The organism is Polynucleobacter sp. MWH-Jannik1A5 (assembly GCF_018881795.1).
Lineage (GTDB): Bacteria > Pseudomonadota > Gammaproteobacteria > Burkholderiales > Burkholderiaceae > Polynucleobacter.
On the sequence record NZ_JACVPQ010000001.1, the window covers coordinates 1,371,574 to 1,396,838 of the forward strand.

Annotated in this window: 22 protein-coding genes; 19 read left to right on the plus strand and 3 right to left on the minus strand. The window is 45.6% G+C overall.

Annotated elements, in window-relative coordinates; all coding sequences use genetic code 11:
* Nucleotides 1-2: 2 nt before the first annotated feature.
* Together ligA and ICN23_RS07005 are read left to right on the plus strand one after the other, a co-directional pair.
* Nucleotides 3-2,021: an NAD-dependent DNA ligase LigA gene (gene ligA / locus ICN23_RS07000; protein WP_216231479.1), complete on the plus strand. Its 2,019-nt coding sequence runs from the start codon at nucleotides 3-5 to the stop codon at nucleotides 2,019-2,021.
* 136 nt (nucleotides 2,022-2,157) lie between these two features.
* Nucleotides 2,158-3,078, plus strand: a complete 921-nt coding sequence (locus ICN23_RS07005) for a 2OG-Fe(II) oxygenase (RefSeq protein ID WP_216231480.1) — start codon at nucleotides 2,158-2,160, stop codon at nucleotides 3,076-3,078.
* Nucleotides 3,079-3,197: 119 nt separating this feature from the next.
* Here the strand turns inward: ICN23_RS07005 and ICN23_RS07010 are convergent, their stop codons facing one another.
* Together ICN23_RS07010 and map are read right to left on the minus strand one after the other, a co-directional pair.
* Nucleotides 3,198-5,795, minus strand: a complete 2,598-nt coding sequence (locus tag ICN23_RS07010; protein ID WP_216231481.1) for a [protein-PII] uridylyltransferase — start codon at nucleotides 5,793-5,795, stop codon at nucleotides 3,198-3,200.
* Between the two features lie 3 nt (nucleotides 5,796-5,798).
* Nucleotides 5,799-6,635 carry a type I methionyl aminopeptidase gene (gene map, locus ICN23_RS07015; RefSeq protein ID WP_216231482.1) on the minus strand — a complete coding sequence of 279 codons (837 nt, stop codon included), beginning with the start codon at nucleotides 6,633-6,635 and terminating at the stop codon, nucleotides 5,799-5,801.
* A 268-nt stretch (nucleotides 6,636-6,903) separates the two neighbouring features.
* On the opposite strand from map, the gene rpsB reads away from it, so the two are divergent.
* The 16 genes from rpsB to ICN23_RS07095 all read left to right on the plus strand — a co-directional run bounded on the left by rpsB (nucleotide 6,904) and on the right by ICN23_RS07095 (nucleotide 21,866).
* Complete coding sequence (rpsB, locus tag ICN23_RS07020) at nucleotides 6,904-7,653, plus strand: 30S ribosomal protein S2 (protein ID WP_071467757.1); 750 nt, start codon at nucleotides 6,904-6,906, stop codon at nucleotides 7,651-7,653.
* The gene (tsf, locus tag ICN23_RS07025; RefSeq protein WP_216231483.1) at nucleotides 7,653-8,537 is read left to right on the plus strand and encodes a translation elongation factor Ts; all 885 of its coding nucleotides are present in this window, start codon (nucleotides 7,653-7,655) and stop codon (nucleotides 8,535-8,537) included. The genes rpsB and tsf overlap by 1 nt, the downstream gene beginning before the upstream one ends.
* Before the next feature lie 186 nt (nucleotides 8,538-8,723).
* The gene (gene pyrH / locus ICN23_RS07030; RefSeq protein ID WP_216231484.1) at nucleotides 8,724-9,434 is read left to right on the plus strand and encodes a UMP kinase; all 711 of its coding nucleotides are present in this window, start codon (nucleotides 8,724-8,726) and stop codon (nucleotides 9,432-9,434) included.
* A gap of 11 nt (nucleotides 9,435-9,445) precedes the next feature.
* Nucleotides 9,446-10,006 (plus strand): ribosome recycling factor, encoded by a 561-nt coding sequence (gene frr / locus ICN23_RS07035; RefSeq protein WP_216231485.1) that lies wholly within the window; start codon nucleotides 9,446-9,448, stop codon nucleotides 10,004-10,006.
* Nucleotides 10,007-10,031: 25 nt separating this feature from the next.
* Nucleotides 10,032-10,805, plus strand: coding sequence for a polyprenyl diphosphate synthase (uppS, locus tag ICN23_RS07040; RefSeq protein ID WP_216231486.1), 774 nt, complete (start codon nucleotides 10,032-10,034; stop codon nucleotides 10,803-10,805).
* A gap of 26 nt (nucleotides 10,806-10,831) precedes the next feature.
* Complete coding sequence (locus tag ICN23_RS07045) at nucleotides 10,832-11,659, plus strand: phosphatidate cytidylyltransferase (RefSeq protein ID WP_216231487.1); 828 nt, start codon at nucleotides 10,832-10,834, stop codon at nucleotides 11,657-11,659.
* A 5-nt stretch (nucleotides 11,660-11,664) separates the two neighbouring features.
* Nucleotides 11,665-12,855: a 1-deoxy-D-xylulose-5-phosphate reductoisomerase gene (gene ispC / locus ICN23_RS07050; protein WP_216231959.1), complete on the plus strand. Its 1,191-nt coding sequence runs from the start codon at nucleotides 11,665-11,667 to the stop codon at nucleotides 12,853-12,855.
* Nucleotides 12,852-13,976: an RIP metalloprotease gene (locus ICN23_RS07055; RefSeq protein ID WP_216231488.1), complete on the plus strand. Its 1,125-nt coding sequence runs from the start codon at nucleotides 12,852-12,854 to the stop codon at nucleotides 13,974-13,976. Before ispC ends, ICN23_RS07055 begins: the two co-directional genes overlap by 4 nt.
* A gap of 38 nt (nucleotides 13,977-14,014) precedes the next feature.
* The gene (gene bamA, locus ICN23_RS07060) at nucleotides 14,015-16,321 is read left to right on the plus strand and encodes an outer membrane protein assembly factor BamA (RefSeq protein ID WP_370624778.1); all 2,307 of its coding nucleotides are present in this window, start codon (nucleotides 14,015-14,017) and stop codon (nucleotides 16,319-16,321) included.
* 18 nt (nucleotides 16,322-16,339) lie between these two features.
* Nucleotides 16,340-16,867, plus strand: a complete 528-nt coding sequence (locus tag ICN23_RS07065; RefSeq protein WP_216231490.1) for an OmpH family outer membrane protein — start codon at nucleotides 16,340-16,342, stop codon at nucleotides 16,865-16,867.
* A gap of 4 nt (nucleotides 16,868-16,871) precedes the next feature.
* Nucleotides 16,872-17,939 (plus strand): UDP-3-O-(3-hydroxymyristoyl)glucosamine N-acyltransferase, encoded by a 1,068-nt coding sequence (gene lpxD, locus ICN23_RS07070; protein ID WP_216231491.1) that lies wholly within the window; start codon nucleotides 16,872-16,874, stop codon nucleotides 17,937-17,939.
* 46 nt (nucleotides 17,940-17,985) lie between these two features.
* Nucleotides 17,986-18,435, plus strand: coding sequence for a 3-hydroxyacyl-ACP dehydratase FabZ (fabZ, locus tag ICN23_RS07075; protein WP_068322521.1), 450 nt, complete (start codon nucleotides 17,986-17,988; stop codon nucleotides 18,433-18,435).
* The gene (gene lpxA, locus ICN23_RS07080) at nucleotides 18,435-19,232 is read left to right on the plus strand and encodes an acyl-ACP--UDP-N-acetylglucosamine O-acyltransferase (protein ID WP_216231492.1); all 798 of its coding nucleotides are present in this window, start codon (nucleotides 18,435-18,437) and stop codon (nucleotides 19,230-19,232) included. Before fabZ ends, lpxA begins: the two co-directional genes overlap by 1 nt.
* Entirely contained in the window at nucleotides 19,192-20,448 is a 1,257-nt protein-coding gene (gene lpxB, locus ICN23_RS07085) for a lipid-A-disaccharide synthase (protein WP_216231493.1), read from the plus strand. The genes lpxA and lpxB overlap by 41 nt, the downstream gene beginning before the upstream one ends.
* On the plus strand, nucleotides 20,445-21,038 hold the full coding sequence (rnhB, locus tag ICN23_RS07090) for a ribonuclease HII (RefSeq protein ID WP_216231494.1): 594 nt from the start codon (nucleotides 20,445-20,447) through the stop codon (nucleotides 21,036-21,038). The genes lpxB and rnhB overlap by 4 nt, the downstream gene beginning before the upstream one ends.
* 3 nt (nucleotides 21,039-21,041) lie before the next feature.
* Nucleotides 21,042-21,866 carry an RNA methyltransferase gene (locus ICN23_RS07095; RefSeq protein ID WP_216231495.1) on the plus strand — a complete coding sequence of 275 codons (825 nt, stop codon included), beginning with the start codon at nucleotides 21,042-21,044 and terminating at the stop codon, nucleotides 21,864-21,866.
* A gap of 16 nt (nucleotides 21,867-21,882) precedes the next feature.
* Here the strand turns inward: ICN23_RS07095 and ICN23_RS07100 are convergent, their stop codons facing one another.
* Nucleotides 21,883-22,710, minus strand: a complete 828-nt coding sequence (locus ICN23_RS07100) for a pyruvate, water dikinase regulatory protein (RefSeq protein ID WP_216231496.1) — start codon at nucleotides 22,708-22,710, stop codon at nucleotides 21,883-21,885.
* A gap of 106 nt (nucleotides 22,711-22,816) precedes the next feature.
* Here ICN23_RS07100 and ppsA point away from each other — a divergent pair, with 106 nt between their 5' ends.
* Entirely contained in the window at nucleotides 22,817-25,222 is a 2,406-nt protein-coding gene (ppsA, locus tag ICN23_RS07105; protein ID WP_255532730.1) for a phosphoenolpyruvate synthase, read from the plus strand.
* Nucleotides 25,223-25,265: the final 43 nt, after the last annotated feature.

A 25,265-nucleotide genomic window follows, 5' to 3' on the forward strand; every position in this document is an offset into this window, starting at 1 on the left:
CTTTGTCGTCCAATAGTCCGACAAATTTAGCGGAGCGTTACGCATTCTTGCAAGCAGAGCTTGCACGCCTTGAGCATGCATACTACGTTTTAGATAATCCACTCCTGCCTGATATTGAGTATGACCGCCTCTATCGCGAGTTATTGGATATTGAAGCCGCTTATCCAGAGTGGATTACCCCGGAGTCCTTATCTCAGCGTGTAGGTGGTGCCGCTTTAAAGGAGTTTGATTCAGTCACTCATGCAGTTCCGATGCTCTCTTTGAATAATGCCTTTGAAGATGCTGAATTGATTGCCTTTGACCGTCGCTGTCGCGAGGCGCTCCACTCAGATCATGTCGCTTATGCTGGTGAACTCAAGTTCGATGGTCTTGCAATCTCACTTCGCTATGAGAATGGCTCATTAGTAACCGCTGCCACTCGTGGTGATGGAGCTAGCGGTGAAGATGTCACGGCCAACATCAAAACAATTCGCGCTATTCCGCTCAAACTCACTGGAAAAAACATTCCTCAAGTCTTAGAGGTTCGTGGTGAGGTGTTTATGTACCTCAAATACTTTGAGAAGATGAATCGACAAGCAGCGGAGCTGGGTGAAAAAGAATTTGCCAACCCACGCAATGCTGCGGCCGGCAGCCTTCGTCAATTAGATTCGAAGATCACCGCTAAAAGGCCATTGTCTTTCTTTGCCTATGGCTTAGGTGCCCTAGAGCCGCAGTCTTGGCTACCCAAAACTCATGAAGAGTTGCTAAATACCTATGTAGATTTGGGTTTACCAGTGTGTTCTGAGCGCAAAGTGTTGCACTCAGTAGAAGAGATCTTGGCCTTCTATAACGAGATAGGCGCTAAAAGAGATTCATTACCATATGACATTGATGGCGTTGTCTATAAAGTGAACTCATTCGCCGAGCAAGGTAAGTTGGGATTTGTCTCGCGCGCTCCTAGATTTGCGTTGGCTCATAAGTACCCAGCGCAAGAGGCTCTCACTACCGTTTTAGGTATTGATGTACAAGTAGGTCGCACGGGGGCTATCACTCCAGTAGCAAGACTTGCTCCTGTAGAAGTGGGTGGCGTCACAGTCACTAATGCAACCTTACACAATGAAGATGAAGTTAAGCGCAAAGATGTCCGAATTGGCGATACCGTTTCAGTACGCAGAGCAGGTGATGTAATTCCTGAGGTGGTTTCGGTAATTAAAGAGCGCCGTCCAGTAGATGCAAAAGAATTTGTAATGCCAATAAATTGCCCGGTATGTGACTCTCATATCGAGCGTTTAGCAGATGAGGCTGTAGCACGCTGTAGTGGCGGACTCTTCTGTGGGGCTCAGCGCAAACAGGCTTTAATTCACTTTGCTCATAGAAGAGCACTTGATATCGAAGGCCTAGGCGAGAAGATTGTGGATCAGTTGGTAGATCACAACCTTGTTAGAACTCCTGCAGATCTGTATCGCCTGGGATTTACGGCCCTCGCAAACTTAGAGCGTATGGGTGAGAAGTCAGCAGACAATCTCATTCAGGCAATCAACCAATCCAGAAATACCACCTTAGCCCGATTTATCTTTGCTTTAGGTATTCGTCACGTGGGTGAGACCACTGCCAAGGATTTAGCCAATCACTATCAGTCGATGCATGCATTAATGGATGCAAATCTCGAAGACCTACTAACAGTAAAAGATGTTGGCCCTGTAGTTGCTGACTCCATCACGAGTTTTATGCAAGAAGCCCACAATCGTGAGGTAATTGAGCAACTGCTAGCCTCTGGAATGCAGCTTGCAGTTGAGGAAAAAGTGATTAGCGCTGCCGTTGCAGGTAAAACGTTTGTTCTGACGGGTACATTCCCAACAATGACCAGAGATGAAGCAAAAGATCTGCTTGAAAAAGCAGGTGCTAAGGTAGCGGGATCAGTCTCCAAGAAAACTGACTATGTCGTTGCCGGTGCAGATGCTGGTAGCAAGCTCACGAAAGCTGAAGAATTTGGAATTCCAGTAATTGATGAGGCAGCATTGTTGGAGTTGCTTTCATCTTGATAACTCCTTAACCAAAGTTTCGAGAGAGATGGAGATATTTTTTATATCCACGTATCCCTAAAATTAAATGATAGTGGTTGGGTAACTCTTTATATGTATTATAGTTATAGTAATAAAATCAATTATCTAAAATGATATGAATTCATCCAGCAAAGCGATAGACTGTTTATTACCGATTACATTGGATGATGGAATCAAACTCTCAGCTACGGTTGCGAGAGAGATTGGCGAAGAGCTAGCTGGGACTTACTGTTTTGCTGAGCCCTATCCTCACATAGTTATCGATAATTTTTTACCAAATGATTTTGCGGAAAAAATATTAGCCAATTTCCCTGTTCATCCTCTAGATAGCGATGTAATGCATGAGGGTCACTATGCTGGGCACCATAAGAGGCAAATTTTTCCTAATGATTGCAATGAATTTGTAAGGAGGGCTTTTGACTTTTTTAATTCAGCACCATTCCTACAATTCTTGGAGGGTATAACTACCATTAGTGGAATTATTCCTGACCCCTATTTTGCTGGTGGTGGCTTTCATGAAACCTCTAGAGGTGGTCAGCTTGGGATTCATGCTGATTTTCGCGTAAATGAGCAACTGCATTTAAATAGAAGATTAAATGTACTCATTTATCTTAATAAGGACTGGGACGAGGAATATGGTGGCCAGTTAGAGATTTGGGATAGGAGCATGAAGAACAAAGTTAATTCAGTCTCTCCTATTTTCAACCGATGTGTGATATTTAATACAGATGCGGATTCCTACCACGGCCATCCAGATCCGCTTACCACCCCAGACCATATTAAACGTAGGTCTATTGCACTTTACTATTACACTGCCTCTAAAAAAGTTTATGAAGAGTTGCCTACTCATTCAACCATGTATGCCGCTAGACCTTCTGATGGGCCCGAGATCAGAAAGCAAGTTTTTGCTTTTAATGCACAAAACTACAAAAAAGATTGGGTTCCGCCAGTAGTTTTGCATCCCAAATTATTATTGCCACCATTTATTTATAGGCATATAAAGTTGGCTTTAAATTATCTAAAGGGCAAGCGATAATTCTTAGGGTTGATGATATTAATTCTCTATACCCCACTAGCGCTATTGATCTTTGTTTGAGATAAAAAACCCACTTCGGTGGGTTTTTTATCCATAGATAATTAATTAGAGTTATTTATTCAAGCCCCTAAAGCCTCAAGTAACTCTGTCTCTAATTGAATCTGTAACTTAGGGTTCTTACCCAAGTTAGCAGCATCAAGAAGCAGTACGTCTTCCACTCGCTCTCCTAGAGTATTAATTCTGGCGGTATGAATCGATACCTGATGCTTCGCTAACACTCTGGAGATGGTATAGAGCAAACCAGTGCGGTCACTAGCAGATAGCGCCAGTGTGTAATATCGACCGCGGTCATCTGGAACCATATGCACGCGCGGCTGAATAGGGAAGGTACGTGATTGTCTTGAAAGACGACCCATACTGGGCGCTGGCAGAGGTTCACTATTAGTTAGTGCTGCCGTAAGCTCAAACTCCACCAACTGAATAATGTCGCGATAACTACCGCCTTCATCTACTAAGTTGCTACCGGAGATTTGGAAGCTATCTAATGCATAGCCATGACGTGTAGTGTGAATACGCGCATCCCAAATAGAGAAACCATGTCTCTCAAAGTAGGCGCAGATTCTGGCAAAGAGATCTTCTTGGTCCTTTACATAGACTGCTACTTGCAGTCCTTCACCAATGGGAGAAAGTCTAGCTCTGACAATTGACTGCTCGCTATTTACTTTATTAAACAAGTGTCTTGTAAGCCAAGCAATATCAGAAGAGTCTTGCCTTAAGAAGAAGGCTACATCCAATTGCTTCCAGAATTCCTCATAAGCATCATCGTTAATGCCGTAGAGACGAAGCTTTGCTTTGGATTCTTCTTGATGTTGGGCTAACTCTGAGGAGGCATCTGGTTTTGCACCGCCCAATACCCTGAGTGTTGCGCGATACAGATCTTCTAGGAGTTTGCCCTTCCAGGCATTCCATACTTTAGGACTGGTGCCGCGGACATCGGCGACCGTCAGTAGATAAAGTGCAGTCAGGTGACGCTCATCCCCCATCTTCTTGGCAAAGGCTTTGACTACATCAGGATCCGTAATATCTTGCTTTTGCGCAACTTGACTCATGTAGAGATGCTCTGCCACCAACCAAACGAGTAACTCAGTATCTTTTTTATCCAAGCCGTGGTCTTTGGCAAACTTACGCATATCTGCTTTACCTAGCTGCGAGTGATCGCCACCACGACCTTTGGCAATGTCATGAAATAGGGCTGCAATTACCAATAACCAAGGTTTCTCAAAGTGAGCAATGAGGCTGCTACAGAAAGGGAACTCATGTGTATGTTCAATCACCATGAAGCGACGCACATTACGTAGCACCATGAGGATGTGTTGGTCAACCGTATACACATGAAATAAGTCATGCTGCATCTGCCCAACAATCTTTCTGAAGGCTGGAAGGTAACGTCCTAGTACGCTGCTGCGATTCATCAGGTGGAAAGCACGGCTTACACCTTCAGGCTGCTTCAAGATCTCCATAAAAAGCGCGCGATTAATTGGGTCCTTGCGCCATTTGCTATCCATCTTGGTTCGAGCGTTGTAGAGTGCCCTGAAGATAGTCGCAGACAAGCTCTTTACATTAGATGTTTGAGCAAACACTAAGAAAGTTCTCAGTATCTGTTCTGGGTGTTTCTGATAGAGCTGAGGATCGGTGATGTCTAATACCCCTTGGCGCTCAATAAAGTATTCATTACCTTCGCCGGGAATCGGATGCGTGGTTTTGGACTCTTGCGGAAAGAGTAGGGCCTCAATGTTTTGTAGCAGAACATCATTTAATTGGGTTACTGCTTTAGCAGCCCAATAGTAGCGGCGCATGATTGCTTCACTTGCTCGTCTTGACGTATCTTCTCTAATTCCCATGGATGCTGCAAGCGCTGCTTGCAAGTCAAAAGCGAGGACCTCTTGTCTACGCCCTGCCAGCAAATGTAAATTAGCGCGCAGAGTTTCTAGGAAGCGTTGATTACGGTTGAGTTCAGTCAGCTCGCGTTGTGTAACAAGGCCAGCTTCATTGAGATCCTTGAAGGTCTTGCCTAATAGCGCCGCCTTACTTACCCAAGAAATGACATGTAAGTCACGCAAACCGCCAGGACTTTCTTTGCAGTTAGGCTCCAAAGAGTAAGGAGTGTTTTGATATTTGTAATGACGCTGAATCTGCTCTGCTTGCTTGGCCTGAAAGAATGCCTTTGGATCCATGGCTGCTTCAAAGGCTTTTGCAAAGTCTTTGTATAGTTGTTTATTGCCACACAGGAATCGCGATTCTAAAAGTGATGTGCGCACAGTGACATCTTGCTCAGATTCAGACATGCATTCCGCAGTGTTCCGTACTGAAGAGCCTATCTCAAGCCCCATATCCCAGCAGCTGGCAATAAATTGCTCAACCTGCTTGGATAAAGCAAGAGCTTGTTTTTCTTCAGCGGGGAGCAGAATGAGAATATCAATATCGGAGTGGGGAAATAAGGCATTTCTTCCATAACCGCCAACGGCAATTAAGGCGGCTTCATTTTTTAAGCCACAGCCATTCCAGAGATGGGCGAGTATTTGATCGCTCATCTTAGTAAGTTGTTTGGTTAACTTACCTACTGACTGTGTTTTTCTAAACTCGTCGTAAGCAACTTCGCGAGCTGCGCGCAGGCTAGCTGCATCAGTAATATTGCTAGCCAGCTGCTGCTTGCTCATAACTTAGGCGCTTGCTAATGAAGGTCTGTAAGACAGGCCTTTTACGCAATCGGGCGGAGGGTTGCTACCTTCCGACCATGTCAGCACTTCAACACCGTTCTGAGTCACCAGTAATGTGTGCTCCCATTGAGCTGACAAGCTGCGATCTTTCGTTTTCACTGTCCATTGATCAGGCATGGTGCGAATATCGCGTTTGCCGGCGTTAATCATTGGTTCAATTGTGAAGGTCATACCAGCTTCAAGTTTTTCACCAGTACCGGGTTTGCCGTAGTGAAGAATTTGTGGATCTTGATGGAATACTTTTCCAATGCCGTGGCCGCAGTATTCACGTACGACTGAGTAGCCTGCTTTTTCTGCATGAGTCTGAATGACATAACCAATGTCACCTAAAGAAGCACCAGGCTTCACCTGTGCAATTCCAAGCCACATGCATTCAAAAGTAATTTGGGTGAGACGTTTTGCCATGACGGAAACTTCGCCCACCATGAACATGCGACTAGTATCGCCGTAATAACCATCAGGAGTGATGACAGTGATATCTAGATTCACTACGTCACCAGTCTTCAACACTTTTTCGCCAGGGATGCCGTGGCAGATCACATCATTTACTGAGGTGCAAATTGAAGCTGGAAAGGGGGGATAGCCAGGCGGCTGATAGTTCAATGGTGCAGGGATCGTTTTTTGGACATCGCGCATGTATTCATGGCAAATGCGATCCAGCTCTCCAGTACTCACCCCAGCTTTGACATGGGGAGCTACATGGTCCAAAACTTCGCTGGCTAAGCGGCCAGCTTCGCGCATCCCTTGGATGTCTTTTTCTGCGGTAAATACACTATTCATGCCTTGATTATCAACGACTTGGAGAGTTTTGGCTTGCTCTAATTGCCTAAAAATTAGGCAATTACCCTATTTTTAGGGCATCTGGAGGCTATTTTGAGGGCAAGCCTCAAAGTCTGCCTAGGGGCAAAGGGGGCTAGAGCATTGATATTTAAGCTATAATTGTGGTCTCAGGTCTATTTTGGACTTGAAATCGCGAGTTGAGCCTTCCAGGGTGGCGTTTTTTAGCGCAGCTAGGACTCAACTTTAGAACCAACCCTTAGGAGAAGTTATGTCAGTAACTATGCGTCAAATGCTGGAAGCCGGTTGCCATTTTGGTCACCAAACTCGCTTCTGGTCCCCAAAGATGGCCCCATTCATTTTCGGTCATCGCAACAAAATCCACATCATCAACTTGGAAAAAACATTGCCAATGTTTCAGGACGCCCTGAAATTTGCAAAACAAGTTGCTGCTAATCGTGGCACGATTTTATTTGTTGGTACTAAGCGTCAATCACGCGAGATCATTGCTGAAGAAGCTGCTCGTGCTGGTATGCCTTACATCGACAGCCGTTGGTTGGGCGGTACGCTCACTAACTTCAAAACTGTTAAAGGTTCCCTCAAGCGTTTGAAAGATATGGAAGTTGCTAAAGAAGCTGGCGACTGGGAAAAGCTTTCTAAGAAAGAAGCTTTGACTAATGACCGTGATCTCGACAAATTGCAAAAAGCTCTTGGCGGTATTAAAGATTTGAACGGTGTTCCTGATGCGATTTTCGTAGTGGACGTTGGTTATCACAAGATTGCTATTACTGAAGCTAACAAGCTTGGCATTCCAGTAATCGCTGTTGTAGATACCAACCACTCACCAGAAGGTGTTGATTACATCATTCCTGGTAACGATGACTCAAGCAAAGCAGTAACCCTCTATGCACGTGGTATTGCTGACGCAATCCTCGAAGGCAAAGCTAACTCTGTTCAGGAAATCCTGACAGCGGTTAAAGAAGGTGAAGAAGAGTTTGTTGAAGAAGGGAAAGCTGAATAATGGCCGCTATTACCGCTGCAATGGTTGGCGAGTTACGCGCCAAAACTGATGCTCCGATGATGGAGTGCAAAAAAGCTTTGACTGAGGCTGATGGTGATATGGCTCGTGCGGAAGAGATTCTGCGCGTTAAGCTTGGTAGCAAAGCTGGTAAAGCAGCTTCTCGTGTGACTGCTGAAGGTATCGTTGCTGCTTCTATCAATGGCACTACTGGTGCATTGTTGGAAGTGAACTGCGAAACCGATTTCGTTTCTAAAAACGATGACTTCTTGGCATTTACAGATGCGTGCGTGAAGTTGGTTGCTGAAAAGAATCCGGCTGACGTTGCTGCTTTGTTGGCATTGCCAATGAATGGTCAAACTGTTGATGAAGTTCGTAGCGCATTGATCGGTAAGATTGGTGAAAACATCATGCCACGTCGCTTCAAGCGTTTTGCTGGAAGCAGCAAGTTGGTTTCTTACCTCCACGGTACGCGTATTGGTGTAGTGGTTGAGTTCGAAGGTGACGACACTGCAGCTAAAGACGTAGCGATGCATATTGCTGCAATGAAGCCAGTGGCTTTATCTATGGCTGATGTTCCTGCTGAAGCGATCGCTGTTGAGCGTAGCGTTGCTGTTCAAAAAGCTGCTGAATCTGGCAAACCACCAGAAATCGTTGAAAAGATGGTTGAAGGTTCTATTCAGAAGTACCTCAAAGAGGTTTCTTTGTTGAACCAGACTTTCGTTAAAAACGACAAGCAAACTGTTGAGCAAATGCTCAAGGCTGCAAATACAACAATCAAGGGTTTCACCATGTTTGTTGTAGGCGAGGGCATTGAGAAGCGTCAAGACGACTTTGCAGCTGAAGTTGCTGCACAGGTAGCTGCCGCCTCTAAAGCAACTGCTTAATTAGCTAGTTTGGGGCTTGCCCCAGCTAGTCGGCATTACCCAAATGGGCATAGAAACCTTAGTTTCTGTGCCCTTTTCTTTGGTCCCTCCCAAGCCCTTTATAATTTGGCTGAGATATTAAAAAGCGCTTAAAGATCAATAAGCTAAGTAATTTAATTGCTTAGCAAATTACGGAAAATAAAAAACATGCCAGCCTACAAACGAGTCCTCCTAAAATTATCTGGTGAAGCCCTTATGGGTGACGATGCTTTCGGCATCAATCCGGTCACCATTGATTCCATGGTCAAGGAAATCGCCGAGGTAGTAAATAGCGGGGTAGAGCTAGCGATTGTGATCGGTGGCGGAAATATTTTCCGTGGTGTTGCAGGTGGTGCTGCCGGCATGGATCGAGCCACTGCTGATTACATGGGTATGTTGGCGACCATGATGAATTCTTTAGCATTACAAGATGCTCTGCGTCAAAAAGGTGTTGAGGCGCGCGTGCAATCTGCTCTGCGTATGGATCAAGTTGTTGAGCCTTATATTCGCCCACGCGCAATTCGCGCAATGGGTGAGGGTAAAGTTGTGATCTTTGCTGCTGGTACTGGCAATCCATTCTTTACTACCGACACAGCTGCTGCTCTGCGTGGTGCGGAGATGGGTGTTGAGGTGATGCTTAAGGCAACGAAGGTAGACGGTATCTACAGCGCAGATCCAGTGAAAGACCCAACCGCTACCTTATATAAAACCATTACGTTTGATGAAGCGTTAATCAAGAATCTACAAGTCATGGATGCAACTGCATTTGCGTTGTGCCGTGATCGCAAATTACCAATCAAAGTATTTTCAATTCTCAAGCCAGGCGCATTAATGCGTGTAGTGCAGGGTGAACCTGAAGGTACTTTGGTGCACGTTTAATAGGAGGCCTGATGTCTGCAGCAGAAATTAAAACCAATACCAATCAAAAGATGGAAAAGTCTCTTGAGGCTTTGAAAACCAATTTAGCTAAGATTCGCTCTGGCCGTGCTAACCCAGGAATTCTGGAACACATTCATGTGGATTACTACGGCAACCCAACACCATTAAGTCAGGTTGCCAGTTTGGGCTTGGCTGATGCCCGTACTATCAATGTGCAACCCTTTGAAAAAACGATGGTTGCTGCAATTGAAAAAGCAATTCGCGATTCTGATCTGGGTTTAAATCCAGCATCCCAGGGCACTGTGATTCGAGTACCAATGCCTGCTTTGACGGAAGAGCGTCGTCGTGAACTCACCAAGGTTGTGAAGAGCGAAGGCGAAGATACGAAGATTGCTGTGCGTAATTTACGTCGTGATGCCAATGAGCACCTCAAGCGCTTAACGAAAGATAAAGAAATTTCTGAGGATGATGAGCGTCGTGCTACTGACGATATTCAAAAGATGACTGATAAAGCTGTGGTCGATATCGACAAGATCATCGCTGAAAAAGAAAAAGAGATCATGACGGTTTAAGTGCCGGATTGAACCTTCGTTTCTAATGACTCAACATTCCAGCTCAACCCTAGCCATTCCAGAGGTCAGTGCCGTACCTCGCCATGTAGCAATCATCATGGATGGTAATGGGCGCTGGGCTAGTAAGCGCATGATGCCGCGTGTTGCAGGGCACTCAGAAGGCTTGGGCGCTGTTCGTAAAATTGTTCAAGAATGTCGCAAACTTGGCGTTGAGTATTTGACGGTCTTTGCATTTAGCTCTGAGAACTGGCGCCGCCCTCCTGAAGAAGTAGGCTTCTTAATGAAGCTGTTTTTGAAATCTTTGAAGGGCGAAGTATCTCGTCTTGCTGAAAATGATATTGCCTTGCGATTAATTGGCGACTTGAGTCGTTTTGATTCCGCTATTCAAGAGATGGTTGAGTTTTCTGAGAAAAAGACTGCTGGCTGTAAAAGTCTCACGTTTACCATTGCTGCAAACTACGGCGGTCGCTGGGATATTTTGCAGGCCATGCGTCAATGTATTGCGGCTAATCCCAATTTAAAACCAGAGCAGGTGACTGAAGAGTTGCTTCAACCACATCTCTCGATGGCTTATGCACCGGAGCCAGATTTATTTATTCGCACTGGCGGCGAACAACGTGTCAGTAATTTCTTGTTGTGGCAACTAGCCTATACCGAGTTGTATTTCACGGATATCTTGTGGCCTGATTTTGATGAGAAAGAATTACATAAAGCGTTTGACTGGTTTAGTCAGCGCGAGCGCCGTTTTGGCCGCACAAGTGCTCAGCTTGCATCGCAAGCAATGAGCGATGCAGTTTGATGTAGTCCATTGCTAAGCTCATTCCCATGCTAAAAACCAGAGTTATTACCGCCCTTATTCTGATGGCGGTACTGTTGCCAACTTTATTTTTACTTCCTCCAATTTATATTGGCGGCCTTTTCTTATTGGTTTTATTGGCTGCTGCTTGGGAGTGGAGTCGTTTGCTAGCCCCAGAGGCTAGTCCTTCTGCCTGGATATATGCCGTATTTTGCCTTGTCATTATTTTGTTTTTACTGGGCATGCAAAATGCCTCCTGGCAGTTTGCTTTATTACTACTAGCAGTTCTATTCTGGTTCTTTGTTGCGCCATTTATATTGGCCAAAGGCATGAATCTTTCTTTGCAAAAGCTGCGACCTTTTTATGTAGTGCTTGGTTTAATTTTGTTACCAGCGACTTGGTTTGCATTAGTGTTCTTGCGCGAACTCGGCCTTATATTTTTGTTAAGCATGATGGCTTTGGTATGGGTTGCTGATATTGGTGCCTACTTTGTGGGCAAGGCTTTTGGTAAGCGCAAGCTTGCTGTGCAAATTAGTCCAGGTAAGTCTGTTGAAGGTGCTATTGGCGGTTTATTACTTTGCTATGTTTACGCGTTTGCATGTGTGTATTTCTTTTCCTTTGAGTCCACTCTGTTTGGTGCATGGGCAATTCGATTTGGTTGGATACCCATGTTCTTGATGGTGACGGTGTTAACAGCCTTTAGTATTTTTGGCGACCTATTTGAGTCTCAACTTAAGCGTTTGGCTGGAGTAAAAGATTCCAGTCACTTGTTGCCAGGGCATGGTGGTGTATTGGATCGAGTAGATGCGTTGATTCCAACCATGCCAATTGCTGCACTTTTGGCAGGATTTGTTTGATGTCGATGAAGCACGTTGCGATTCTGGGTTCAACTGGATCTATCGGTGTTAATACGCTAGATGTGATTCGCGCACATCCAGATCGCTTCAAAGTGGCTGCACTTACCGCTGCCAAGCAGGTCGATTTGCTAGCGCAACAGTGCTCTGAATTTAAGCCCGCTATTGCTGTTGTGGCTGATGCCGATGGCGCGGCACGCTTAAGCAAGCTTCTGCTTGAGAAAAATATTCATACTCAAGTTTTGTATGGACCACAAGCTTTAGTGAATGCTGTTACTGATTCCAATTGCGATACTGTCATGGCTGCAATTGTGGGCGCTGCTGGCTTGGTTCCTGCATTGGCTGCAGCAAAAGCGGGGAAGAGAGTCTTACTCGCGAATAAAGAAGCCTTGGTAATGTCTGGCGATTTATTTATGCAGGCGATGAGGGAGGGCGGTGGTGAGCTTCTGCCGATTGATAGCGAGCACAATGCCATCTTTCAATGCTTACCTGAGCAATTTTCTAAAGAACCAAATCCTCGTCACGGGGTTGAAGAGCTCTGGTTAACCGCCTCTGGAGGACCATTCAGAAATACACCTCTTGAGCAGTTAGCAAATATCACTCCTGAACAAGCTTGTGCCCACCCGAACTGGGTAATGGGTAGAAAAATTTCTGTTGACTCTGCAACGATGATGAATAAAGGTCTCGAAGTGATTGAGGCATTTTGGCTATTTGGTTTGCCTTTGGAACAAATCAAGGTATTGATTCATCCGCAAAGTGTTGTGCATTCGATGGTTCGTTATCGTGATGGCTCCGTGTTGGCGCAATTAGGTCAGCCAGATATGCGCACCCCTATTGCCTATGGATTGGCGTGGCCAGAGCGGATTGATGCAGGCGTGGCACCACTGAGTTTGACGCAGTTGTCAGCCCTAAATTTTGCCGAGCCAGATTTGAAGCGCTTCCCCTGTCTCTCGCTGGCATTTGCTGCTGCCAAAGAGGGTGGCACAGCACCGGCGGTACTCAATGCTGCAAATGAAATTGCAGTGGCAGCTTTCTTGGATGAGGGCTTGCCGTATTTGCAGATCCCGGTTGTGGTGGAGGAAATATTAAGCGCTATTCCGACAGTGAATGCCGATTCTCTTGAGTTAATCTTAGGTATTGATGCGAGCGCGCGTCAAGCGGCGCAAGCGGTAGTGAAGAACATTCTTTGTAAGCAATGATTACTCTCGCGGCTTTTTTATTGACCCTGGGGGTATTGGTTAGCTTTCATGAGTTTGGTCATTTTTTAGCAGCTCGCTGTTGTGGTGTTCGAGTGCTTCGCTTTGCGATTGGTTTTGGCAAGCCCCTCTACACATACCATGCGAAAAATAAAACAGAATGGGTGTTAGCTTCAATTCCACTGGGTGGGTATGTGAAATTACTTGACGGAAGAGATCGTCAGCAAAGTATTTCACCTGAAGAAGAACATCAAGCATTTGACAAAAAGCCGCTTTGGCAGCGCTCTTTAATAGTGGCGGCCGGCCCTATTGCTAATTTCTTGCTGGCAGTTGTCTTCTTTGGTCTTATCTACCTGACAGGTGCCCCTCAGTTACCTGCTGTTTTGCAAAATCCTCCCGAAAACTCCGTAGCTGCAAATTTGGGGGTTGCAGAAGGGGATCGAGTGATCGGTTGGCAGGATTTGGGATCTCAGGCTGATACTGTGCCCCTTTTTGGTGATTTTGAGCCTGTTGCCAGTTGGAACGCTCTACGCTGGAGTCTGATGGATGCCATTACTGGGGAGGATGGTTTTGCGCTAGAACTTCAAAGTCCAGCTGGAAGTCGATACATCAAGGCTTTTTATGCCAAAGATTTACCCAAAATTAGCCCGGATAAGGATCCTATGATGTCTTTGGGCTTGCTACCCGTAGCTACCCCTTTAGAAAAGTGGCAAGAGTTGAAATTAGGGCCAATTGATGCTGTCGTATTTGCCTCGCAAAGGGTGTGGGTGATCACCAAGGTCTCTACAAGGCTAATGATCGGTTTATTTACAGGAAATACCTCCTTAAAGCAGTTGGGTGGACCACTCAGTATTGCCGATATGGCAGGCAAGACTGTTCAGGTGGGGTGGCAGCCATTTTTAGCTTTTTTGGCACTTATGAGCATTAGTATTGGTTTGCTAAATTTGCTCCCTTTTCCAATGCTTGATGGGGGTCAGCTACTGTATGATGCATGGGAGTTGGTCGCCGGTAAGCGGATTTCGACATCAATGCAGGAACAGCTCCAAAAACTGGGCTTTATTTTGCTGATTTCTATGTCATTACTGGCATTGTTTAACGATTTACAACGCTATATTTCGCCTTGAATTCTCTGACATCATCTTTCCGTATTTTTGCCCGTTTCATCACCCATATCTTGGTATTTTTTGCACTAGGGTTGAGCTTGAATGTTTCGGCAGCCGAATCTTTTGTGGTGAAAGATATTCGTGTTGAGGGTCTTCAGCGTGTAGAGCCGGGTACGGTATTTAGTTATTTACCTGTTCAAGTTGGCGACACTTTTACAGAAGAGAAGGGTACTGAGGCGATTAAGGCGCTTTATAGCACTGGCTTTTTTAGAGACGTGCAGATCCAAGCTCAAGGCAATGTTCTTATTGTGATCGTTGAAGAGCGCCCCACGATTTCTCGTATTGAATTTACGGGCATGAAAGAGTTTGATCCTGAGAACGTACGCAAATCACTGAAAACAGTTGGCGTAGCTGAAGCCCGCTTTTACGACAAAGCCTTAATTGATAAAGCTGAGCAAGAGCTTAAGCGTCAATATGTTGGCAAGGGCATGTACGCAGCAGAAGTCGTTGCTACAGTAACGCCGATTGAGCGCAACCAAGTTGCAGTGTATTTCAACGTTGACGAAGGTCCTGTTGCCAAAATCCAAGAAATTAACATCATCGGACATGAAGTATTTAGTGAAAGCACTTTAAAAAGTGAGATGCAGCTAAAAACAGGTGGTTGGTTATCCTGGTACAGCAAAGATAACCTTTATTCCAAGCAAAAGCTCACTGCTGACTTAGAGACGATTCGCTCTTACTACTTAAATCGTGGTTACCTAGAATTTGTAATTGAGTCAACCCAGGTCTCCATTACGCCAGATAAAAAAGGTATCTATCTCACAATCAGTATTCGTGAGGGTAAAAAATTCACCGTTAAAGATGTACGTTTAGCAGGCGATACCTTGGGTAAGGATGCTGAGTTAATGCAGTTGGTCTCTTTAAAGCCTGGAGATACTTATTCCTCTGCGCGTCTAACGGAGAGTACCAAAGCGGTTGCTGAGATTTTGGGCTCCTATGGCTATGCCTTTGCAACTATTAATCCACAGCCTGATATACGTCGCGAGGTTGCTGAGGTTGACCTCACTTTAGTTATCGATCCGGGTCGTCGCATCTATGTGCGTCAAGTGGCTATTTCAGGCAATGCAAAAACTCGCGATGTGGTCATTCGTCGCGAAATGCGTCAGTTTGAAAGCTCATGGTTTGACAGTGACAAGATCGAGTTATCCAAAAAACGTTTAGGGCGTTTAGGGTACTTCACCGAAACAGATATCACCACCGAGGATGTGCCTGGCTCTCCCGACCAAGTTGATGTGAATGTGAAGGTGACTGAAAAGCCGACTGGTGCGATTACTCTGGGCGCGGGTTTTTCCTCAACTGAAAAATTGATTTTATCTGCTGGTGTTAATCAAGATAATGCGTTCGGTACTGGCACATCCGTTGGATTGAATTTCTCTCTGGGCAAGATTAATCAAAGCTTGGCCTTATCTAACTATGATCCTTACTTTACTGAGGATGGAATTAGTCGATATACAGATTTGTTTTATCGATCATCAAAACCTTTGTACTACGTGGGTGATCCCAACTATCAAATTAAGACTGTTGGATCGAATATTAAATTCGGTGTTCCTTACACTGAAGTAGATAGAGTCTTTTTTGGTACTGGTATCGAGGCATATCAAATTCAGACAACCAACAATACGCCTCAACCCTATTTAAACTATGCCCAGAACTATGGCATAGCAGCGCCTGGCTACCCTGCTACGCTAACAACTTACAACGTGCCAATCACAGTTGGTTGGGCGCGTGATGGACGAGATAGTGCGCTCATCCCGTCAACGGGCTCGCTGGAGCAATTGTCAGCAGAGGCTGGCACGCCGATTGGCAATATGACTTTCTATCGAATTTTTGGCCAATATCAGAAATACCACTCTTTCTCGAAGGGCAATATTCTGTCCTTTAATGGTGAGGTGGGTTACGGAGAGCAGTACGGCAATAATCCATTCCCAATTACTAAGAACTACTTCGTTGGTGGTATCGGATCGGTTCGCGGCTACTCACCTGGTTCATTAGGCCCACAGTATTACAACACGGCAATCGGGGCCTATCAGCCTACCGGTGGCCAATCCAAGATTGTTAGTAATGTGGAGTACACCTTCCCGGTCCCGGGTTCAGGGGTAGATAAGACATTGCGCCTATTTACCTTCGTCGACGGTGGTAATGCCTTCGGAGAGAATATCAATTTAGTTCTGAGATACTCATATGGAATGGGTTTATCATGGATATCACCGCTCGGGCCTTTGAAGTTCAGCTACGGTATTCCGTATAAGTCACAACCAACGGATAATATCCAGCGTTTACAGTTCCAAGTGGGCACTGCGTTTTAATTGTTTAAGGAAAGTTTTATGAAGTTTTATCAATCTTCCAAATGGATTCAAGTTGGCATTGTTGCTGCAGTAGCGGCTCTTTCGTTTACTCAGGCATTTGCTCAAGACGCAGGCACAAGAATTGGTGCGGTTAACGTCGAGAAGGTTTTTAATGAATCTAATCTTGCTAAACAAAGCCAGGCTAGATTAGAAAAAGATTTTGCAAAGCGACAAGCAGATATCAGAGACGGAGCCGAAAAAATTAGAGCTGCAGCAGAAAAGCTGGATCGTGATTCTGCTGTGATGAGCGAGGCGGATCGCATTCGTCGTCAACGCGAGTTGTCTGACCAAGATCGTGAGTTACAACGCAAGCAACGTGAATTTACAGAAGATCTCAATCAGAGAAACTTTGAGGAGCGCGCCAAGATTGCTGAGAAAGCAAATATTGCACTCAAGCAAGTTGCTGAACAGAAGAAGCTAGACATCATTGTCCAAGATCCTCCGTACGCTAATTCTAAAATTGATGTTACTGATGACATCATCAAGGTTTTAAATAGTCTTAAGTAAGTTTATGCCTATTGCCATCGAGCTGGCCGAACAGTTTCAAGCAAGCTTGGTGGGGGAGGCCTCCCACAAATTTACCGGCCTCGCTCCATTGGAGCGAGCTCAGCCGGACCAAATCTCCTTCTTATCAAATCCGCTTTACCGACAGCAGGCTAGTGAGAGTGCTGCAGGTGCCTTGATTGTTAATCAATCAGATCTGGAATTTTTGCAGGCTAATCCCAGTGTCAATTCGGCAAAGCGCGTTTATTTTGTTTCTAAAAATCCTTACGCTACTTTTGCAAGAATGGCTCAACATTTTGCAAAAGCTAGTTGCCCGAAATATGCGCCTGGAATTCATCCGAGTGCAGTAGTCGATGCTACTGCGATCGTTCCATCCTCATGTCATATTGGCCCATTTGTACAAATTGGTGCCGGTGTAAAGCTTGGTGAGCGTGTTTCTATTTTGGGGAATACCAGCATTGCTAAAGATAGTGTGATTGCAAGCGATACCTTGATCTATCCATCTGTTTCGATTTATCACAATAGTCAAATTGGCGAGCGCTGCATTATTCATAGTGGTGCAGTCATTGGGGCTGATGGCTTTGGTTTTGCCCCTGATTTTTCTGCTACTGGTGGAGAGTGGGTCAAGATTCCACAAACAGGACGAGTAGTTATTGGTAATGATGTGGAGATTGGAGCATCAACGACAATTGATCGTGGTGCAATGAGCGATACCGTTATTGGCGCTGGCACTAAGATTGATAATCAAGTTCAAATAGCTCATAACGTGATTGTTGGTAGCTGCTGTGTAATCGCTGGATGTGCGGCAATCTCCGGCAGTACCAAGATTGGTAACTTCTGCATCATTGGGGGTGCCGCAAACTTTGCTGGCCATTTAACGATTGCGGATAGAACCACTGTTTCAGGCAACACCTCGATCATTCGCTCTATCGTAGAGCCAGGACAGCATTTCACCGGTGTTTATCCGTCTATGTTGCACGGTGCTTGGGAGAAAAATGCCGCTATTTTGCGGGGTCTCGATAAAATACGTCAACGCTTGCGTTTGCTGGATAAAAACAAAACCACAGACTCATAAGATTCTGTGAATCTAAGATTAATATTTACTTTTTAGCGGGTTATATATGAGCACACCAATTGCAATCGATATCAATAAGATTCTGAAATTGCTACCCCATCGCTACCCATTTTTATTGGTAGACCGCGTACTAGAAATCTCCCCGCGTGAAAGTATTACTGCATTAAAAAATGTCACTATGAATGAGCCATTTTTTCAGGGTCATTTCCCAGACTTTCCAGTAATGCCAGGAGTTTTGATTATTGAAGCTTTGGCTCAAACAGCCGCTTTGTTAACGTTCTCTGAAGAGCGCGCTGAGGACGCAATCTACTACTTTGCAGGTATTGACGGTGCACGCTTCAAGAAACCGGTATTGCCTGGCGATCAATTGATTATGACTGCCACATTAGAGCGGGGTCGTGCTGGCATTTATAAGTTTGCTGTTAAGGCAACTGTAGATGGCGAGATTGCTGCAGAAGCAAATATCACTTGTGCGGTACGTACGAAAGGCGCGTAATGACTCGGATTCATGCATCTGCTGTAGTTGACAGCAAGGCTGAGCTGGCCGGTGATGTTGAGGTTGGCCCTTATTCTGTCATTGGACCTAACGTCAAAATTGGTGACGGCACCAAGGTTGGCTCTCATACTGTGATTGAGGGTTACACAACTATTGGAAAAGAGAATAATTTTGCACACTTTGCTGCAATCGGTGGGCCACCACAAGATATGAAGTACCGTGGCGAACCCACTCAACTCATTATTGGTGACCGCAATACCGTTCGTGAGTTCACTACGATTCATACTGGCACCTCGCAAGATGAGGGCATTACGCGCATTGGCAATGACAACTGGATCATGGCGTATGTGCACATCGCTCATGACTGTCAAGTTGGTAATCACACCATCTTCTCAAGTAATGCCCAAATTGCTGGTCATGTACAAGTACACGACTGGGCCATTATGGGTGGCATGTCCGGCGTGCATCAGTTTGTCCGAATTGGACAGCATGCGATGTTAGGTGGCGCTTCCGCTTTAGTCCAAGATATTCCTCCATTTGTGATTGCTGCTGGAGATAAAGCTTCTCCTCATGGAATTAATGTTGAGGGTTTAAAGCGTCGTGGTTTCTCGAGCGAAACAATTGCGGCCTTGCGCCAAGCGTACAAGATTCTCTATAAGGATGGCTTGAGCTTTGAAGATGCCAAAGTAGAAATTCAGAAGATGGTTGTTGCTTCTGCAGCTGACGCAGCTACTGCGGAAAAGCTTGCTCAATTCCATGACTTTATTGCCGCTTCTACCCGCGGCATTATTCGGTAACGGATTTACTTTGCCAAAGTTAGCTTGTGTAGCTGGCGAACCTTCTGGTGATCTGTTAGCCGCGCCAGTACTTAGTGCGCTAAATCAAATACCGGATATGTCCGGCCTTGAGATGTACGGCATTGGTGGCCCTCGTATGCAAGCAGAAGGCATGCGTTCCGATTGGCCTATGGAAACTTTGAGTGTGCGTGGTTATGTTGAGGCTATCAAACAACTGCCGGCAATTCTGAAGTTGCGTAAGGAGCTCATTCAAAATCTTCTCCATGAAGGTCGACCGGATGTTTATTTGGGAATTGACGCGCCTGACTTTAATTTAGGTGTTGAGCTTGAGTTACGTAAAGCGGGTATTCCGACTTTGCATTTAGTATCTCCGTCGATTTGGGCTTGGAGAGCGGGGCGTATCAAGAAGATCTCTCAGGCGGTAGAGCGCATGCTCTGCATTTTCCCTTTCGAGACTGAAATCTATGACAAGGCAGGTGTGGCTTCGACTTATGTAGGTCATCCATTGGCTAGCGAAATTCCGCTTGAGCCAAATACCCAACAAGCAAGAGAAAAGATCAGTCAATACCTGAGCCGCCAGGCAACATCACTCGATGGCATTGTGATTGCTGTGCTTCCTGGTAGCCGGGGGTCCGAGATCGAGCTTATTGCCCCTGTCTTTTTTGAAACCATGCAGCTGTTGTCCAAGAGATTAAAGGGTCAGAAACTGCACTTTTTGATTCCGGTGGCAACGCCACGATTACGTGAACCGCTTGAACAGCTTTTGCTTGCAGCGAAGAACATCAATCCAGATATCCAGATAGATTTGCTCGATGGAATGGCTGACGAAGTTTTGGAAGCATCCGACGTAGTGTTGATTGCCAGCGGCACAGCCACATTGCAAGCAGCTTTATGGAAAAAGCCTATGGTCATTTCATATAAGGTGCCTTGGTTAACTGCGCAAATCATGAAGCGTCAAGGATATTTACCTTATGTGGGTTTGCCAAATATCCTCTGCGAAGAATTTGTTGTGCCTGAACTCTTGCAGAACGATGCAACGCCTGAAAAATTGGCGAGTGCTGTGCAAGATTGGTTAGAGCACCCAGTTAAAGTGGCTGAGCTCAAGGAGCGCTTTGTGCACATGCATGAAACTTTGCGTCGCCCCACAGGCTTATTGGTTGCGCAAGCTGTAGCGCAAACGATTGCTAACGCTCGTAATAAACAAAAAAGTATATGAGTCTAATTTGGGTCTGCGGTGTAGATGAAGCTGGGCGCGGACCATTAGTAGGTGCTGTAGTGGCTGGTGCTGTAGTGCTCGATCCCAATAATCCGATTGATGGATTAAAAGACTCCAAGAAATTAACCGCCGCTCGTCGCGAATATCTCTATGAGCAAATTATGGAAAAGGCAAAGGCCTGGGGCATTGGTGAAGCTAGCCCAGCAGAAATTGATGAGATTAATATTTTGCAGGCCACCATGCTGGCGATGCGTCGTGCTATTGAAGACCTCACCACTCGCTTAGGGGCCTGGCCTGATAAAGCATTGATCGATGGAAATCGTTGCCCAGAATTGCCAATTGCTGCTGAAGCGATTGTGAAGGGTGATGCTAAAGAGCCGGCTATATCCGCTGCATCGATTGTGGCAAAAGTGACGCGTGATCGTCAGATGATGTCTTTGCATGAACTTCATCCAGAATATGGCTTTGCTCAGCACATGGGGTATCCAACAGAAGCCCATTTTGCCGCTCTCAAGCAATATGGGGCTTGCGATCAACATAGACGAAGCTTTTCGCCGGTACGCAAAGTTCTTGAATCTATTGCAAACTAAGTTATGAATTTTGATCAGATCACCTCCAAAGAGAATCCTTTATTTAAAGAGATTCGCCTGTTACAAGCTACCGGCTCTAAAGGGCAGAAGGCCAGACTAGCAAGCGGGCAGGCTTTGTTGGAAGGCATACACCTGGTCCAGACCTGGGTGGGTGATCCCGCCTTAAAAATTCTCCTAACCTCAGAAATCGGTTTGAAGAATGTGGAGATCTCGCAAGCCGTTTATGAGCATTTGGAGATTTGTCCAGACACTAAAGTATTTCAGTTGGATAGTGCTCTCTGGGATCTTCTATCGGATTTAGTCAATGCACCACATATTGCCGGTCTGCTTGATTTGCCAAAATCTACTCTGGCAACACCGCAATCGATTGCAACGCTAGATGGTGATGTAGTGATATTGGATCGAGTGCAAGATGCTGGGAATGTGGGTTCAATATTGCGCACTGCAGCTGCAGCTGGGTTTACACAAGTCATCGCTTTATCAGGTTGCGCTCATTTATGGTCTACCAAGGTATTGCGTGCTGGTATGGGCGCTCACAAATTGCTAGATTTATATGAAGGCTGGTCTAACCAGCAAGTATTGAGTGCTGTAACCGCGCAATTATTGGCAACAACAGCAGATGCTGAACATGACCTGTACTCCCTAAAAAAAGATCTACTGCATCCGGTGACTTGGGTGATGGGTAGCGAAGGCCAGGGCGTTTCAGAAGATCTGCTGGCTCAGGCTAAAGGTGTGTCCATACCAATTGATCCAAGGGTAGAGTCACTCAATGTCTCAACGGCAGCAGCGGTATGCTTATTTGAGACGTTGCGGGTTAGACGAAGTTAGTCTTACTTAAAAGCAATCAACCCAAGATTGTTTTATCAGACTTAATTGCTTGCAATACGGTGGTAGCAATCTCTTCGATAGATTTGCTGGTGGTGAGTACCCATGGAATAGATTGTTTTTTCATCATTGCTGTTGCTTCATTAATTTCATAGCGACAGTTTTCTAGCTTGGCGTAATTACTGCCAGGTCTACGTTCATTACGAATCTCGGATAAGCGCTCTGCATCAATCATGAGTCCAAAGATCTTCTGGCGGTAAGGTACTAGATCCTTCGGTAGTTGCCCCCGTTCAAAGTCTTCCGGAATAAGAGGGTAGTTTGCCGCCTTGAGACCGTATTGCATTGCTAGGTACAAACTTGTAGGAGTTTTGCCAACTCGAGAGATGCCAATGAGGATGACATCGGCTTCAGCCAAGTTTTGATTGGACTGTCCATCGTCATGGGCTAATGAGTAGTTAATCGCTTCTATACGGTTCTTATAAGCTTCGGTATCCGCATTGTGGTGAAGTCGGTTCATGGCATGGGTCGATTTCATGCCGAGCGCTTCCTCGAGAGGTGCTACGAAAGTCTGGAACATATCGAGAATGAGGCCATTTGCCTTGCCGACAATGGCATTGAGCTCGGAATTCACCAAAGTAGTGAAAACAATGGGTTGAACTCCATATTTACTGGCCGCCTGATTGATGCTGCTGACGGCGTCATGGGCCTTATCAACGCTATCTACGAATGGCACCCGAATGTGCTTAAAAGTGGCCTCAAATTGGGCCAAAATCGACTGGCTGAAGTTCTCGGCAGTAATGCCGGTACCGTCAGAAACAATAAAAACAATGCGGGTTTCGATAGACATAGATTTGGCTTAAAAGTCGGGGTCAGCACTACAATAGAATCATATTAAAGCATGCCCCGTTTAGGGTGGCCGCTATACCAGTTTCCTTATCTTTAGAGAGTATTTTATGTCCAACCAACAGCAACAAAATAGCAGTATGGCTGATGCCTATGTTTTGCCATTTGAGCAACTTCGCATGACGGATGTTGAATCCGTTGGCGGTAAGAATGCTTCATTGGGAGAGATGATTTCTCAGTTAGCCTCTACTGGGGTTCGTGTTCCAACAGGTTTTGCTACCACTGCATTGGCATTTCGTGATTTTCTAAAACACAATAACCTGACTGAACGTATTCAGCAGCGTTTAGAAGGTTTGAATATTGATGATGTGCGTGCATTGGCACAAGCTGGTGCAGAGATCCGTAACTGGATCGAAACGGCACCATTTCAGCCTAAACTTGATGAAGAAATTCGCAAAGCATTTGCGGTATTGGATGATTCCGGCAAAGGTTCATTTGCTGTGCGTTCGTCAGCAACTGCTGAAGATTTGCCGGATGCTTCTTTTGCAGGTCAACAAGAGACTTTCTTGAACGTTGAAGGTATTGATGACGTTCTCAAGAAGATTCGTGAAGTATTTGCCTCGCTTTATAACGATCGTGCGATCTCCTATCGTGTACACAAGGGCTTTGCCCACGCTGAAGTAGCCTTATCCGCAGGTATTCAGCGCATGGTGCGCTCTGATCTAGGTGCTGCAGGCGTGATGTTCACATTGGATACTGAGTCCGGATTTGAAGATGTTGTTTTCATTACTTCAAGCTATGGCTTGGGCGAGACTGTGGTGCAGGGTGCAGTAAATCCTGACGAGTTCTACGTATTCAAAACCACTTTAGCTAAAGACAAGAAAGCAATCATTCGCCGCTCTTTAGGTTCTAAGTTAATTCAGATGCAATTCGCCCCTAAAGGTTCAGCTGAAAAAGTGCAGACAGTAGATGTCACTCCAGAAAAACGCAATCGTTTCTCATTAGAGGATGCTGATATTACTGAGTTGGCAAAATACGCCATGATCATTGAGAAGCACTACGGTCGTCCAATGGACATCGAGTGGGGTAAAGATGGTCAAGATGGCCGCATCTATATCTTGCAAGCTCGCCCTGAGACTGTGAAGAGTCAGGCTGCTGGCCAAGTCGAGATGCGCTATAAGTTAAAAGGTAGCTCAAAGGTATTAGCCAAGGGTCGTGCAATCGGTCAAAAGATTGGTGCTGGTCCTGTCCGCATCATTCGTGACCCAAGCGAGATGGATCGTGTTCAGCCTGGTGACGTATTAGTTGCAGACATGACTGATCCAAACTGGGAACCAGTAATGAAGCGTGCTTCAGCGATTGTGACTAACCGTGGTGGTCGTACCTGTCACGCTGCGATTATTGCTCGTGAATTGGGCGTACCTGCGGTAGTTGGTTGTGGCGATGCGACTGAGCATTTACAAGACGGCATGATGGTGACTGTTTCTTGTGCTGAAGGTGATGAAGGCCACATCTACGATGGTCTGATTGAAACTGAAGTTACTGAAGTATCTCGTGGTGTATTGCCAGAGATTCCAGTGAAGATCACCATGAATATTGGTAATCCGCAGTTGGCGTTTGATTTCTGCCAAATTCCGAATGCTGGTGTTGGTCTTGCGCGTCTAGAGTTCATTATCAATAACTACATTGGTGTTCATCCACGCGCAGTATTGGAGTACCCAAATATTGATCCAGATCTCAAGCGTGCGGTTGAGAGTGTGGCCCGCGGTTACGCTAGCCCACGTCAGTTCTACGAAGATAAGCTGGTTGAGGGTGTGGCAACCATTGCTGCTGCTTTCTATCCAAAGCCAGTAATCGTTCGTTTGTCAGACTTCAAATCTAACGAGTATAAGAAGTTGATTGGAGGATCGCGTTACGAGCCGGATGAAGAAAATCCAATGTTAGGTTTCCGCGGTGCATCACGTTATGTATCAGAAGATTTTGGCGAGGCTTTTGCTCTCGAGTGCGCGGCAATGAAGCGCGTTCGTGAAGATATGGGTCTAGATAACGTTGAGATCATGGTTCCGTTTGTGCGCACTATTAATCAGGCTAAGCGCGTGATCGATATGATGGAGAAGTTCGGCCTCAAGCGTGGTGTTAATGGTTTGCGCCTCATCATGATGTGCGAGATTCCTTCCAATGCAATTTTGGCGGATCAGTTCCTTGAGTATTTTGATGGCTTCTCTATCGGCTCAAACGATATGACTCAATTAACTCTGGGTCTAGATCGTGACTCTGGTATGGAGTTGCTCGCAATCGACTTTGATGAGCGTGATCCAGCGGTGGAGTTCATGATTGCCCGCTCCATTGATGCTTGCCGTAAACAAAACAAGTACGTTGGCATTTGCGGTCAGGGTCCTTCAGATCACCCAGACTTTGCGCGTTGGTTGGTTGAGAAGGGCATTACTTCCATCTCATTAAATCCAGATAGCGTAGTAGCTACTTGGGAGATGTTGGGTAAGAACTTAAAAGCCTAATTGGCGAAGTCGTAAAAAGCAAAAGGCCTAGATTCTTCTAGGC